Here is a 13,634-nt window from a genome sequence, read left to right as displayed (position 1 = left end):
CCACGGCGGGCCGGTGCGTGTGCGACGCCACTCCTCCATCGTCCGCGGGGACACGTGAAGAAGCTCGGCGACCTGCTCCGGGGTGAGGATTTCGCTGTCCTGCTCGCTCATGACAGCAAGGTGCAACCACTCCGCACGGAGCCACCGTGACCAGCACGGGGCAGACCGGGATGACAGGGGGCGGGTCAGCCAAACCGGCTGATTCGGGGGCAAAAAGTTGCCCAAAAAGTGACTCTGGCGACGTATCGCCTGGATGATGGCCACGGGATGATCTGCTCTCCCGCAGATTTCCGGGCCTTATGGCTGGGGTACCTGGACTCGAACCAAGAACAACTGAACCAGAATCAGCCGTGTTGCCAATTACACCATACCACAAGGGTTGTCGACCGAAGCGGTACCGACGTTCTAGATTAGCTCACAACGCGGGGGCTACCAAACCAGACCGGCCCTCACCCGAGCCGCGCCGCCAGTGCCTGCAGCCGCGCGACCGACACCTCACGACCCAGCAGTTCCATCGACTCGAACAGCGGCGGCGACACCCGCCGACCGCTCACCGCCACCCGCAACGGACCGTAGGCCACACGGGGCTTCAGCCCCAGCCCATCGATCAACGCGCTCGACAGCGCGCCCTGGATCGCGGATGCCGTGAACTCCGCCTCGGGAAGGCCCGCCACCGCCGCCAGCGACGCCGCCAGCACCTCCCCCGCATTCGGGGGCAGGCCCTTCAGCGCATCATCGTCGTAGGCCACCTCGTCGCGGAACAGGAAGCCCAGCAACCCGGGCGCATCGCCGAGCAACGCCATGCGCTCCTGGACCAGCGGCGCAGCCTGATCCAGCATCCGCTGCTGCGCCGAGGTCGGCGGGTCGGCGACGAAGCCTGCCGCGACCAGGTACGGCACCAGCCGCGCGGCGAAGTCCGCCGGCGGCAGCAGCCGCACATGATCGCCGTTGATCGACTCGGCCTTCTTCTGATCGAACCGAGCCGGGTTCGGGTTCACCTCGACGATGTCGAACGCGTCGATCAACTCCTGACGACTGAACACGTCACGATCCGGCGCGATCGACCACCCGAGCAGCGCCAGGTAGTTCAGCAGACCCTCGTGGATGAACCCCTTCTCGCGCTGCAGGAACAGGTCGGCCTTCGGGTCGCGCTTGGACAGCTTCTTGGTCCCGGTCTCCCCCAGCACCAACGGCATGTGCGCGAACCGAGGCACGAACGACGCCACTCCGGCGTCGATCAGCGCACCGTACAGCGCGAGCTGGCGCGCCGTGGACGGCATGAGATCTTCACCACGCAACACATGCGTGATCCCCATGAGCGCATCGTCGACCGGGTTGGTGAACGTGTACAGCGGCACCCCGCCGGCCCGCACCACCACGAAATCGGGAAACGAACCGGCCGGGAACGTCACCTCGCCGCGGATGAGATCCACGTAGGTGAGGTCGGCGTCCGGTACCCGCAGCCGCCAGGCCGGCTCGCGGCCCTCGGCACGAAACGCCGCCCGCTGCTCGTCACTCAGGTCACGGTCGAAGTTGTCGTACCCGAGCTGATTCGCCCTGCCGTTCGCCTCGTTGCGGGCATCGATCTCTGCCGCGGTCGAATAGGACTCGTACACCGCGCCCGACGCGATGAGTCGCTCCAGCACCCCACGGTAGAGCTCGTGCCGCTGCGACTGGCGGTACGGCTCGTGCGGACCGCCCTTCTCGACGCCCTCGTCCCAGTCGATCTCCAGCCAGGTCAGCGCGTCCACCAGCTGCCGGTAGCTCTCCTCGCTGTCCCGCGCGGCGTCGGTGTCCTCGACCCGAAACACCAACGCCCCGCCGGTGTGGCGCGCGTAGGCCCAGTTGAACAACGCCGTGCGGAGCATGCCGACGTGTGGCAGCCCCGTCGGCGACGGGCAGAACCGCACACGAACGTCGGAACCGGATGCGGTGGTGGTGAGGGGATGGGGCGCAGCGCACATTCCCGTCAGTCTAGTTGGCTCGGCGCCCGCACTCCCACGGCCGCCCGCCGGTCAGACCCGCGGAATCCGGGCGTAGGGCGACAACGCCACGACGGCGGCGACGAACACCAGGGCGCTCAGCGCGAGACCGCCGTACCCGACCCACCCGAGCACGACCCCCGCGGCCACGGCGCCCACGGCGGCACACGCCGCCATGATCGTGTCACTCAAACCCTGACGACGCGGCCGAATCGCCGAACGCGTGCACTCGGTGAGCAACGCAGCCCCCGCCACGGTACCCGCACTCCACCCGACGCCGAGCAGGAACAACGCGACCATGACCGCGGCGGGCGAACCCGGTGCCGCCGCCGCCAAAACGAGGGAGGCCGCCAACAGCACCTGGCCCAGCAGAATCGTCTGCACCCGCCCCCATCGGTCCGCAAGGGCGCCGAACAGGGGTGACATGCCGTACATTCCGAACACGTGCGCGGCGATCGTGATCCCGACGATCGAGGTGACGTGTTCGGGCGCCAGGTGCGACAGGTGCACCGGTGTCATCGCCATCACCGACACCATCACGACGTGCGAGCCGGCCACCGCGAAGATCGCGTAGCGGGCGGCGACCGGGTGATCCACCTCGACGAGGGCACTCTGCCCCGGTGTGCGTGCCCGTTCCTGCTCCCGCCGCTGCGCCAACCGCAGCGGGTCGGGCCGCAGCGCGATGAGGTAGAGGACGAACGCCAGCGATTGCGCGACGATCGAGAAGACGTACGACCCGGTCAGCGGCGGCATCCCGAGGAACTGACCGACCACTTCGCCGGGGCCGAGGAGCAGCGGCCCGAGCACGCCGCCCACGGTCGTCGCCCACACCACGGTGCCGAGGTCGCGCCCCCGATGCTGCGGCTCCGACAGGTCGGTCGCCGCGAACCGCGACTGCAGATTGCCGGCGTTGCCGGCCCCGATGAGCACGACACCCACCAGCAGCAGCGGGAACGAGCGCACGGATGCCGCCGTCAGCACGATCGCAATGCCGATCAGACCGGCGAGGTTCCCGAGCGTCAGCGAGAACCGCCGTCCGCGAGCGGCCGCCATCCGCGCCAGCGGCAGCGCGAACAGGGCCGCCCCGAGCGTCACCGACGCCGTCGCGAGCCCGGAGAGCTCCTCGGCGCCCGACAGATCCACCGCCAGCAGCGCGCCGAGCGACACGGTCGCTCCGAACGCGATCGACCCGAGCACCTGCCCGGCCGCCAGCACACCCACCGTGCGGCGCTGCACCCGGCGGATGTCGATCACGGCGTCCCCCGGCGGGCGAACCTCAGGCATCGCGCACAGGGTTGCGCAGAACGCCGAGTCCGGTGATCTCCACCGCGACGTCGTCACCGGCGTCGAACCGGCCGATACCGGCCGGGGTGCCCGTGAGGATCACATCCCCCGGCAGCAGGGTGAACACCGCCGACGCGTACGCGATCACCTCGGGCACCGCGTGCACCATGTCGCTGATCGGCCCGTCCTGACGAACCTCGCCGTTGACCCGCGTGACGATGCGTGCCCCACCCTCCAGGTCGAACTCCGTATCGATCACGGGTCCGAGCGGGCAGAAGGTGTCGAACCCCTTCGCTCGCGACCACTGACCGTCCGAGGCCTGCAGATCGCGCGCCGTCACGTCGTTCGCGATCGTGTACCCGAAGACGTGGTCGAGCGCGTCCTGCGCCGCGACATTCTTCGCCACCCGCCCGATGACGACGGCCAACTCACCCTCATAGTCGGTCCGCGTGGACTGCGGCGGTCGCACGATCGCGTCCCCTGGACCGATGACCGCGGTGTTCGGTTTGAGGAACAGCAACGGCTCCGCCGGCGCCTCCGACGCCATCTCGGCGGCGTGGTCCCGGTAGTTCTTCCCGACGCAGACGACCTTCGACCGCGGAATGACCGGGGCCAGCAGGGTCGCCGCCGAGACCGGAACCCGCTCGCCCGTCGTCTCGTACCCGGCGAACAGGGGATCGCCGGCGAGCACGACGAGGTCGTCCCCGTCGAGGATGCCGAAACGCAGCTGCCCTTGGTGACGGAACCGAGCGACGTGCACCGCTCAGCCGTCCAGCCGCACGAGCCAGCCGTGTGTGTCTTCGGCACGCCCGTACTGGATGTCGGTGAGGTGCTGGCGCAGTTCGAGGGCCAGCGGGCCGATCGGTTGGGCGTCCTCGAACCCCGCGGCCTTGAGCCCGCCGATCGGGGTGACGACGGCGGCGGTCCCGCACGCGAACACCTCGACGATGTCGCCGGACGCCACACCGTCGCGCCACTCCTGCAGCGAGAACGGGCGCTGCTCCACCCGGTGGCCGCGGTCGGCCGCCAGCTGCAGAATCGAGTCCCGCGTGATTCCTGCCAGGATCGATTCAGATGCCGGCGTCACCAGCGTCCCGTCCCTCTTCACGAAGACGATGTTCATGCCGCCGAGCTCCTCGACGTTGCCGTCCGGGTCGAGGAAGACCACCTGGGCACAGCCCCGATCGGCTGCCTGGGCCTGCGGCAGCAGACTGGCGGCGTAATTGCCGCCGGTCTTGGCCGCCCCGGTCCCGCCGCGCCCGGCCGCGCGGGCGTAGTCCTCGCTCAGCCAGATCGACACCGGCTTGACGCCGCCGTGGAAGTAGGCACCGGCCGGGCTCGCGATCAGGTAATACCCGACTTTGTGCGCCGCTCGCACTCCGAGAAACGCCTCTTTGGCGAACATGAAGGGCCGCAGATACAGGCTCTGGTCCTCACCCGAGGGCACCCAGGCGCCGTCGACGGCGATGAGTTCACGCAGCGACTGCAGGAAGTACGGCGTGGGCAGCTCCGGAAGGGCCATGCGCCGGGCCGAGCGCTGCAATCGGGCCGCGTTCTGGTCGGGACGGAACGTGTGGATCGTCCCATCGGCGTGCCGATAGGCCTTGATCCCCTCGAAGATCTCCTGCCCGTAGTGCAGCACCGCGGCGGCCGGGTCGAGGGTGATCGGCCCGTAGGGCTGCACCCGTGGGCGATGCCAGCCGCCGGTCTTGGACCAGCAGATGTCGACCATGTGGTCGGTGAAGTTCTCGCCGAAGCCGGGCGCGGCCAGAATCTGCTCGCGGCGCTCCGGTGTCGTGGGCGCGAGATGAGGGGTGTGCGCGAACTCGAGCGGAGCGAGTTCGGTCTCGGGGTCTATGACGGTCATGATCAGTCCTGTTCCACGCGCTGGCGAGACGACGGCCGGGGCGGCTCGTCCAGGTTACGCCTGAACCCGAGCCACGATGGCGTCGCCGACCTGCGCGGTCGTTCGTGTGGTGGCCCCTCGTCCGGCGATGTCCTCCGCCACGGCGCGGGTGACGCGCTCGGCTTCGCCGGGCAGCCCGAGGTGATCGAGCAGCAGGGCGACGGAGAGAATCGCGGCCGTGGGATCGGCCTGCTGTGTTCCGGCGATGTCGGGAGCGGATCCGTGTACCGGCTCGAACATCGACGGGAAGACGCCGTCGGGGTTGATGTTCCCCGACGCGGCCAGTCCGATGCCTCCGGTGACGGCGCCGGCCAAGTCGGTGAGGATGTCGCCGAAGAGGTTGTCGGTGACGATCACGTCGAAGCGCTCAGGGTTCGTGACCAGGAAGATGGTTGCCGCGTCGACGTGCAGATAGTCTACGGCCACATCGGGATGCTCTGCGGCCACCGCGTCCACGATCCGCTTCCACATGCTGCCCGCGTGCACGAGAACGTTGGTCTTGTGCACCAGAGTGAGGCGGCGGCGGCGGCGTTCGGCCTGTGAGAACGCGAACCGTACGACCCGCTCTACCCCGTAGGCGGTGTTGACGGAGGTCTCGTTGGCGATCTCCTGCGGCGTACCGGCGCGGATCGTGCCGCCGTTGCCGACGTACGGACCCTCGGTGCCCTCGCGTACCACCACGAAGTCGACCGCACCCGGGTCGGCCAGCGGCCCCGGCGCTCCGCGGTAGATCTTCGCGGGCCGCAGGTTCGCGTAGTGGTCCAGCTCGAACCGGAGCTTCAGCAGCAGACCGCGTTCGATGTTCGCGTCCTTCAGCCGCGGGTCGCCCGGGGTCCCACCGACGGCGCCGAGCAGAATCACGTCGTGCGCACGGATGGCGGCGAGGTCGTTGTCGGTCAGTGTGTCACCGGTGGCGAGGTACCGGCCGACGCCCAGCGAGAACGTCGTCTTCTCGAACGTCACCTCCGACGCGACCGTGACCGCATCCAGCACCTTCTCCGCTTCCACGATGACCTCGGGGCCGATGCCGTCACCGGGGATGACGGCCAGCTTCACGACGCGCGACATTGCTCTCCTCGCTCGGGGTGTGGACTCCCCCCAGCGTAGTGGCCGCGATGACGGCCGCCGCCACCACGAGCACGGCACCGATAATCGAGGTCACGAACACACCCGACTCGAACGCCGCCGCGGCGGTGGACGCGACCTGCTCCCCCAACGCGCCGCCCAGGTCCCGCGCCACCTGCGCCGCGCCTGCGAGCGTCTCGCGCGCCGCGCGCGCCGCCTCGACCGGCACCTCCGCGGGGATCTGAATGGTGCTGCGGTAGATCGCGGTGAGGATTCCGCCGAGCACCGTGGTGCCGAGCACCGCTCCGAGTTCGTACGCCGTTTCCGAGACGGCGCTGGCCGCCCCGGCCTTGGCCGGCGGCACGCTCGCGAGGATCAGCTCGTTCGACACGGTCTCGGCCATACCGATGCCGATCGCGAGCACCGCGAACGCGGTGACCAGCAGCCCCACCCCGGCTGAGGCGCCGAACGCGACCATGAGGTAGGCGACCGCCGAGATCGCCAGCCCGATCGGCACCAGGATGCGCGGCGCCACGCGGCGGGCGACCGGAACCACGAGCAGGCCCGCCAAGATCATGACGGCCATTCCGGGCACGAGGGCAAGGCCGGCATCCATCGGCGACAGCCCGACGACCAGCTGCAGATACTGCGACGCGAAGTACAAGAAGCCGACGAGGGCGACTACGCTCAGCAGGTTCACCAGCAGCGCACCGCTGAACCGGGCGCGCCCGAACAGCCGCATGTCGAGCATCGGCGTCGCGCTACGCACCTGCCGGCGCACGAACGCCACGCCAAACCCGACGCCGAGAAGGAGCAGCAGCACCGGCACGACCCCGGCACCGTGCACGGCCAGTTCCTTGATCGCGTACACGATGGGCACCGTCGTCAGCATCGACAGCACGATGCTCAGCGGGTCGAAGCGTCCCGGGTGCGGATCGCGCGTGTTGGGCAGCAGAAGGGGCGCGAACACGAGCAACGGCACCAGGACCGGCACCGACAGCAGGAACACCGATCCCCACGCGAAGTGCTCCAGCAGGATGCCGCCGACCACCGGCCCGATCGCCGATCCCGCCGAGAACATCGACGCCCACACCGCGATCGCGAGCCGACGCTGGTCACGGTTGGTGAAGATGCTGCGCAGCAGCGACAGCGTCGAGGGCATAAGCATCGCCCCGAACAGCCCGAGCACGGCGCGCGCAGCGATGAGCGCCGACGCCGTCGGTGCGAACGCGGCGAAGACCGACACCACCGCGAACCCGACGGCGCCGATCAGCAGAATCCGCCGCCGTCCGAACCGGTCGCCGAGCGTCCCCATCGTCACCAGCAGGCCCGCCAGCACGAGCGGGTACGCGTCGATGATCCACAGCTGTTGCGTGCTGGTGGGCGCGAGATCGGCCGCGATGGCCGGCAGTGCGAAGCTCAGCACGGTGTTGTCGACCGAGACCAGCAGTACCGGCAGCATGAGCACCACCAGGGCCGCCCAGCCACGCCAGCCGACCCGGCTGCTGTTGCGCTCCTCGAGCGCGATCTCTTCCGTCAGAGTCATTTCTACACCGTCCAGCCGGTATAGTAACAGGTGAACCCGACCCGAAGATCGGAACGACGATGGCCCGACCGGCACGTGCGCGCGACACGGTGCTCGACGCCTACGAGCAGTTGCTCGGCGAGGAAGGCCCGCGCGGCGCGACGATGGATGCCGTCGCCCACCGCGCCGGCGTCTCCAAGGGCGGTCTGCTGTACCACTTCGCCTCCAAAGACGCGCTGGAGGCCGCGCTCCGCGACCGCCTCGACGCCCTCGCTCGCGACGACGTCGCGCAGATGACCGAGTCCACCGAGGGCATGGTCGCCACGTTCCTGCGGACCTCGATCATGGAGGACAGCCCGCTCGACCGCGCCCTCATCGCGATGACACGCCTGGCCCAGGGCGGCAGTGAGGCCGCCGGGAACGCACTCCGCGAGGTGCGCGAGCTGTGGGCGGACGCACTGCGACCGCACACGCGTGACGAAACCGCGCTGCAGGTGGTGATGCTCGTCGGTGACGGCCTCTACTTCAACAACGCCCTCAGCGCCAGCGCCGTGCCCACTCCGGTGCCCGAGGGGGCCGACATGGACGCGCTCATCGCCCTCGTCGCGTCGGCGACCGCCCGCGGCCTCAGTCCTGAGTGATCTCGATCCGGCGGAACAAGTCCGCGCCGACCGCCTCGCGCATCTCATCGATCAGCGCGTCCGGGACCGGCGAGTCGACCGTCAGCAGCGACAGGGAACGGCCGTTCGCGTCGGGGTGCGACACCTGGAGGCTCTCGATGTTGATGCCCGCGTTCCCGAGCTTCTGACCGTAGATCGCTATCACGCCCGGCCGATCTTGGTAGCGGATGACGAGGTGGTGCTGCTCGATGGCCACCTCCATCTCGTACTCGTCGATCTCGACGACCTTCGGCACCATGCGGGTGCCCGCGAGCGTGCCGGCGACCGTCAGCACGCTCCCGTCCGCGAAGGTGCCTCGCAGCACCGTGAGGTTGCGGTACTGCGGGCTGTCGGCCTCGACGATCATGCGCGTCTCGATCCCCCGCTGCTCGGCGAACAGCGGCGCGTTCACGTACGAGACGTTCTCGCTGACGACGTTCGCCAGCACCCCCTTGAGCGCGGCCAAGCGGTACACCTTCACGTCGTAGGCGGCCAACTCGCCGCGCACTTCGATGTCGAGGCTCGACAGTGCCGCCGAGCTCAGGCCCGTGAAGAACTGGCCGAGCTGCTCGACCAGCGCGATCCCAGGACGGACGAACGGGTCGATGACGCCACCGGCCACGTTGACGGCATCCGGCACCAGATCACCCTCCAGGGCGAGCTTGACCGACTTGGCCACCGACACACCGGCCTTCTCCTGGGCTTCGTCGGTAGAGGCCCCCAGGTGCGGGGTGACCACGACGTTCGGCAGGCTGAGCAGCGCGGCGGCGGTGCCGCCCTCGGCCGGCGGCTCGCTCGTGAACACGTCGAGGCCGGCCCCGGCGATCTCGCCGGCGACCAGGGCGTCGTGAAGGGCGGCCTCGTCGATGAGGCCACCGCGGGCGACGTTGACCACGTACGCGGTCGGTTTCATCGTCCGGAACTGCGCGGTGCTGATCATTCCGGTGGTCTCGGGCGTCTTCGGCATGTGGATCGTCACGAAGTCGCTCTGCGCGAGCAGGTCGTCGAGGTCGAGCAACTGCACGCCGAGCTGGCCGGCCCGGGCCGGCGTGACGTACGGGTCGTACGCGACGACCGTGACGCCGAACGCCTGCAGGCGTGCCGCGATCAGCCCGCCGATACGGCCGAGTCCGATGATGCCGACCGTCTTCTCGAACAGTTCCAGCCCGGTGAAGGAGCTGCGCTTCCACGCGCCGCCCGCGAGCGACGCGTGTGCGGCGGGGATGTGACGGGCCAGGCTCAGGATGTGACCGACGGTGAGCTCGGCGGCCGAGATGATGTTCGACGTCGGTGCGTTGACGACCATGACTCCTGCCGTCGTCGCCGCCTTGATGTCGACGTTGTCCAGGCCCACGCCGGCGCGCGCGATCACCTTGAGGTCGGGGGCGGCGGCGATCGCCTCGGCATCCATCTTCGTCGCCGAACGGATGAGCACCGCGTGGACACCGTCCAGCGCGGGCAGCAGGGCTGCGCGGTCGGCACCGTCGACGTGACGGATCTCGAAGTCGGGACCGAGCGCGTCGATCGTGGCGGGAGACAGCTGTTCGGCGATGAGGACAACGGGCTTGGGCACGGAGGTAGATCCTTCGGAGCGCGGGTGGATGTCGGCCGTGCCGCGAGAGAGCGCGGCATCCACAGCCTAACGGCTCGACCCGCCGAACCTCCGATGCGCGGTCGTCAGCCGCCCACGAGCGCGGCACCGGCCGTGGTGCTGTACGCGACGATGTTCAGCCAGAACACCGCCGCCAACGCCAGCCCGGTCAGCAGCAGGAGAGCGAGCTGCCAGACGCGGCGTCGCATCCCCAGCCCCAGCGCGGCGGCGAAGGCCGCCATCGGGAACACCGCCGCGAAGACCAGCACGAACCAGCCCAGACCGTTGATCCCGAGCGTTCCGGTGGCCTGTGACACCAAGAGAGCGACCGCGTTCCAGACAGCGTAGGCGTAAAACAGTCCGAAGAACCCGGCGACCGTCGCGACCGCCCAGGTGGGCGGCCGGCGCGGCGCCACAGCAGAATCGGTCGTCGTCATTGTCCCAGCGCTCCGATCATCGCGAACGGCCAGGGAACGAGCAACAGGGCACCGGCGACGAGCCAGGTGAAGCGCACCCACACCGCCGAACCCCGGGTGAGCAGCCACGTCGTCAGGAACCAGATCGCCGGGGCGAGCACCGCGAGCCAGAACGCGGGGACGTAGGCCACCGGCGAGATGAGAAAGAAGGCGACATCCTGCAGACGAAGCCCGCCCACGATCCACCCGATCGTGAACAGGGCATACACGCCCCCGAGGATGCCGGTGCCGATGAGCGCGACGTTGCCCATCGGCGTGGGCTCACCGGCGGGCACGACGATGCCGTCGGAGCGGATGCGGCCGACCTTCTCACTGCCCTTCCCCACCGCGGTGAAACCCTCCGGCAGGGCGGGTTCCGCCGGCGCGGACGCGCTCGCCCGATCGTCGGCGGTCGCAGGCGGCTCGGGGTCCGGTGCCGCCTCCTCGTCGTCCGCGACCGCCGACGAGGTCTGCAGTGTCGGGTCGTCGTCGCCATCCCACGACAACGGGTCGTCGCGTGCAGTGCTCACACCCACAGCCTAATGGGCGCGGCGCCCCGGCACCTGTGCCGCCGTCTCATCTGCTCCGGGTCCCGCGACCCGGCCATGACCGCGCCGGCTACACGGCGGCGGCCACGGCGGTCCGCACGACGGCGGCGTCGGTCACGTCGTGCCCCGTGGCGCCGCCGCCGGGGCCGGAGGGATGCTCCCCGCCCGCGGTCCTGCGCGCCGACAAGTGCACGGCGTCGACGCCGGTTGCGACGATCTCGGGGATGTCCACGGGCCGCACGCCGCCACCGGCCATGATCTGAATGCGCCCGGCCGCCCGCTCCACGAGCGCCGACAGGGTGTCGAGGCCGTCGGCGGCGACGGCCTCACCGCCGGAGGTCAGAACGCGCGTCACCCCCTCCTCGATGAGCACGTCCAGCGCGGGCAGCGGGTCGAGGACGTCGATGGCCCGGTGGAACACCACCGGCGTGCCCGCCGCTTCGCCCGCCCATCGCCGTATCACCTCGCGGTCGACTCCCCCGCTGCGGTCCAGTGCACCGACGACGACGCCGCCCACACCCCGGCTCACGCACGCCCGGATGTCTGCGCTCACGACGGCGACCTCGTCGGCGTCGTAGACGAAACCGCCACCGCGCGGGCGCACCAGCACGGCCAGCAGCGCGGGGTCCACGGCCGCGCACGCCGCATCGAGCAGACCGAGAGACGGGGTGAGCCCGCCGAGGGCGAGCGCCTGACACAGCTCCAGGCGGGTCGCACCGGCGGCGACCGCGATGCGGGCGCCGGCGGCATCTTGCACCGCGATTTCAATGTGGGGGGACATGCGCACGATGGTAGTGCGCTCGGCCGCGCACGGAAACGCCTGTGCCCGGTTCCGCGGGAGGACCGGGCACAGGCGTTGGCGGACTCAGCGTGCGGCCGAGCCCTCGGTGTAGTCGGCGTCCTGCTGCTTCCAGGCGAACAGCGCGCGCAGTTCCTTGCCGACCGCCTCGATCGGGTGCTGCGCGGCCGCGGCGCGGAGCTTCTGGAACTCGGGGCCGCCCGCGTCCTGGTCGTCGATGAAACGCTTCGCGAACGCACCCGACTGGATGTCGGCGAGCACGCCCTGCATGTTCTCCTTCACCCGCGGGTCGATCACCCGCGGGCCGGAGACGTAGTCGCCGTACTCTGCCGTGTCCGACACGCTCCACCGCTGCTTGGCAACGCCACCCTCCCACATGAGGTCGACGATGAGCTTCAGCTCGTGCAGCACCTCGAAGTAGGCGATCTGCGGCTGGTAGCCCGCCTCGGTGAGCGTCTCGAAGCCGTACTGGATGAGCTGAGACACCCCGCCGCACAGCACCGACTGCTCACCGAACAGGTCAGTCTCGGTCTCCTCGGTGAACGTGGTCTTGATGACGCCGGCGCGGGTGCCGCCGATCGCCTTCGCGTATGACAGCGCGAGCGCCCCGGCCTCGCCCGACGCGTCGCGTTCGACCGCGATGATGTCGGGGATGCCGCGACCGGCGACGAACTCGCGGCGCACCGTGTGACCGGGGGCCTTGGGGGCGACCAGGATGACGTCGACGCCGTCCGGAGCCTGGATGTAACCGAAGCGGATGTTGAAGCCGTGTGCGAACGCGAGCGTCTTACCCTCGGCCAGCTGCGGCTTGATCTCGTCGTTGTAGATGCCGCGCTGGAACTGGTCGGGCGCGAGGATCATGATGACGTCGGCCCACGCGGCCGCGTCGGAGACCGACTTGACCTCGAAGCCGTCTTCGGTGGCCTTGGGCGCCGACTTCGAACCCGGCTTGAGCGCGATGACCACCTGAACACCCGAGTCGCGAAGGTTCTGCGCGTGGGCGTGGCCCTGCGAGCCGTAGCCGACGATCGCGACCTTCTTGCTCTGGATCAGCGACAGGTCGGCATCGGCGTCGTAGAAGATCTCAGCCATGATGTTGTGTTTCTCTCCTTGTTTGTGGTCTGTGAGGGTCAACTGCGCAGCACGCGCTCGGTGATGCTTTTGCCGCCCCGCCCGATGGCGAGCATGCCCGACTGGGCCAGTTCCTTGATGCCGAACGGCTCCACTGCGTGCAGGAAGGCGTCGATCTTGCCGCGGTCGCCGGTCACCTCGACCACGAGGGCGTCGGTGGCGTAGTCGACCACCGACGCACGGAACAGGTTGACGACCTCGATCACGTTGGAGCGCGTCTGGTTGTCGGCACGCACCTTCACCAGCACATGCTCGCGCTGCACCGACGAGGGCGCCTCCAGCTCGACGATCTTGAGCACGTTCACGAGCTTGTTGAGCTGCTTGGTCACCTGCTCGAGCGGCAGCACCTCGACATCCACGACCACGGTGATGCGGGAGAGCCCCGGCACCTCGGTGACGCCCACGGCGAGGGAATCGATGTTGAACCCGCGGCGGGCGAAGAGACCGGCGACGCGGGTCAGCAGACCGGGCTTGTCCTCCACGAGGAGGCTGAGGACGTGTTTGCTCATGACTCAGGCCTCCTGATCGAACGTGGGCGCGTGGTCGCGCGCGTACTGGACGTAACTGTTGCTCACACCCTGAGGCACCATCGGCCACACCATGGCGTCGGCGCTCACGACGAAGTCGATCACGACGGGACGGTCGTTGGTCTCGAGCGCTGTGCGGATCGCGGCATCCACCTCGTCCTC

13 protein-coding genes, 1 tRNA gene and 1 pseudogene are annotated in these 13,634 nt (G+C 69.4%); 1 reads left to right on the top strand and 14 read right to left on the bottom strand.

All coding sequences use genetic code 11. The features are described from left to right. Window positions 1–300: 300 nt before the first annotated feature. From ACK5KK_RS08825 to ACK5KK_RS08795, 7 genes are all read right to left on the bottom strand, one after another. Window positions 301–375: transfer RNA gene (locus ACK5KK_RS08825), tRNA-Gln, on the bottom strand. A 74-nt stretch (window positions 376–449) separates the two neighbouring features. Next, entirely contained in the window at window positions 450–1,964 is a 1,515-nt protein-coding gene (gene gltX, locus ACK5KK_RS08820; protein ID WP_416889716.1) for a glutamate--tRNA ligase, read from the bottom strand. 51 nt (window positions 1,965–2,015) lie between these two features. After that, the gene (locus ACK5KK_RS08815) at window positions 2,016–3,266 is read right to left on the bottom strand and encodes an MFS transporter (protein WP_416889715.1); all 1,251 of its coding nucleotides are present in this window, start codon (window positions 3,264–3,266) and stop codon (window positions 2,016–2,018) included. Next, the gene (locus ACK5KK_RS08810; RefSeq protein WP_416889714.1) at window positions 3,259–4,026 is read right to left on the bottom strand and encodes a fumarylacetoacetate hydrolase family protein; all 768 of its coding nucleotides are present in this window, start codon (window positions 4,024–4,026) and stop codon (window positions 3,259–3,261) included. The genes ACK5KK_RS08815 and ACK5KK_RS08810 overlap by 8 nt, the downstream gene beginning before the upstream one ends. Before the next feature lie 3 nt (window positions 4,027–4,029). Next, on the bottom strand, window positions 4,030–5,133 hold the full coding sequence (locus tag ACK5KK_RS08805) for a branched-chain amino acid aminotransferase (RefSeq protein WP_416889713.1): 1,104 nt from the start codon (window positions 5,131–5,133) through the stop codon (window positions 4,030–4,032). 54 nt (window positions 5,134–5,187) lie between these two features. Continuing rightward, entirely contained in the window at window positions 5,188–6,240 is a 1,053-nt protein-coding gene (locus ACK5KK_RS08800; protein WP_416889712.1) for a 3-isopropylmalate dehydrogenase, read from the bottom strand. After that, window positions 6,203–7,783, bottom strand: coding sequence for an MFS transporter (locus tag ACK5KK_RS08795; RefSeq protein ID WP_416889711.1), 1,581 nt, complete (start codon window positions 7,781–7,783; stop codon window positions 6,203–6,205). The genes ACK5KK_RS08800 and ACK5KK_RS08795 overlap by 38 nt, the downstream gene beginning before the upstream one ends. A gap of 59 nt (window positions 7,784–7,842) precedes the next feature. On the opposite strand from ACK5KK_RS08795, the gene ACK5KK_RS08790 reads away from it, so the two are divergent. Continuing rightward, entirely contained in the window at window positions 7,843–8,403 is a 561-nt protein-coding gene (locus ACK5KK_RS08790; RefSeq protein WP_416889710.1) for a TetR/AcrR family transcriptional regulator, read from the top strand. Here the strand turns inward: ACK5KK_RS08790 and serA are convergent. The 7 genes and pseudogenes from serA to ACK5KK_RS08755 form a co-directional block, all read right to left on the bottom strand. Then, window positions 8,390–9,994, bottom strand: a complete 1,605-nt coding sequence (serA, locus tag ACK5KK_RS08785; RefSeq protein ID WP_416889709.1) for a phosphoglycerate dehydrogenase — start codon at window positions 9,992–9,994, stop codon at window positions 8,390–8,392. The genes ACK5KK_RS08790 and serA overlap by 14 nt on opposite strands. A 104-nt stretch (window positions 9,995–10,098) precedes the next feature. After that, complete coding sequence (locus tag ACK5KK_RS08780; RefSeq protein ID WP_416889708.1) at window positions 10,099–10,449, bottom strand: bacitracin resistance protein; 351 nt, start codon at window positions 10,447–10,449, stop codon at window positions 10,099–10,101. After that, window positions 10,446–10,997 (bottom strand): DNA polymerase III subunit gamma/tau, encoded by a 552-nt coding sequence (locus tag ACK5KK_RS08775; RefSeq protein WP_416889707.1) that lies wholly within the window; start codon window positions 10,995–10,997, stop codon window positions 10,446–10,448. The genes ACK5KK_RS08780 and ACK5KK_RS08775 overlap by 4 nt, the downstream gene beginning before the upstream one ends. Before the next feature lie 88 nt (window positions 10,998–11,085). Beyond that, window positions 11,086–11,796 (bottom strand): copper homeostasis protein CutC, encoded by a 711-nt coding sequence (locus ACK5KK_RS08770; protein WP_416889706.1) that lies wholly within the window; start codon window positions 11,794–11,796, stop codon window positions 11,086–11,088. A gap of 84 nt (window positions 11,797–11,880) precedes the next feature. Further along, window positions 11,881–12,906: a ketol-acid reductoisomerase gene (gene ilvC, locus ACK5KK_RS08765; RefSeq protein WP_416889705.1), complete on the bottom strand. Its 1,026-nt coding sequence runs from the start codon at window positions 12,904–12,906 to the stop codon at window positions 11,881–11,883. 38 nt (window positions 12,907–12,944) lie between these two features. After that, window positions 12,945–13,454, bottom strand: a complete 510-nt coding sequence (gene ilvN / locus ACK5KK_RS08760; RefSeq protein WP_416889704.1) for an acetolactate synthase small subunit — start codon at window positions 13,452–13,454, stop codon at window positions 12,945–12,947. A gap of 3 nt (window positions 13,455–13,457) precedes the next feature. After that, a pseudogene (locus ACK5KK_RS08755) lies at window positions 13,458–13,634 on the bottom strand (acetolactate synthase large subunit); the annotation flags it as partial.

The organism is Microbacterium sp. (assembly GCF_047972865.1).
Taxonomy (GTDB): Bacteria; Actinomycetota; Actinomycetes; order Actinomycetales; family Microbacteriaceae; genus Microbacterium.
The sequence above is the reverse complement of the archived record's forward strand: the minus strand, read 5'-3'. Positions and strand labels throughout refer to the sequence as shown.

Excerpts from the sequence above, each read along its gene's own strand:
- gltX (WP_416889716.1), bottom strand. The coding sequence starts at position 1,964 with ATGTGCGCTGCGCCCCATCCCCTCACCACCACCGCATCCGGTTCCGAC.
- ACK5KK_RS08815 (WP_416889715.1), bottom strand. The coding sequence starts at position 3,266 with ATGCCTGAGGTTCGCCCGCCGGGGGACGCCGTGATCGACATCCGCCGG.
- ACK5KK_RS08805 (WP_416889713.1), bottom strand. The coding sequence starts at position 5,133 with ATGACCGTCATAGACCCCGAGACCGAACTCGCTCCGCTCGAGTTCGCG.
- ACK5KK_RS08800 (WP_416889712.1), bottom strand. The coding sequence starts at position 6,240 with ATGTCGCGCGTCGTGAAGCTGGCCGTCATCCCCGGTGACGGCATCGGC.
- ACK5KK_RS08795 (WP_416889711.1), bottom strand. The coding sequence starts at position 7,783 with ATGACTCTGACGGAAGAGATCGCGCTCGAGGAGCGCAACAGCAGCCGG.
- ACK5KK_RS08790 (WP_416889710.1), top strand. The coding sequence starts at position 7,843 with ATGGCCCGACCGGCACGTGCGCGCGACACGGTGCTCGACGCCTACGAG.
- ACK5KK_RS08780 (WP_416889708.1), bottom strand. The coding sequence starts at position 10,449 with ATGACGACGACCGATTCTGCTGTGGCGCCGCGCCGGCCGCCCACCTGG.
- ACK5KK_RS08770 (WP_416889706.1), bottom strand. The coding sequence starts at position 11,796 with ATGTCCCCCCACATTGAAATCGCGGTGCAAGATGCCGCCGGCGCCCGC.
- ilvC (WP_416889705.1), bottom strand. The coding sequence starts at position 12,906 with ATGGCTGAGATCTTCTACGACGCCGATGCCGACCTGTCGCTGATCCAG.
- ilvN (WP_416889704.1), bottom strand. The coding sequence starts at position 13,454 with ATGAGCAAACACGTCCTCAGCCTCCTCGTGGAGGACAAGCCCGGTCTG.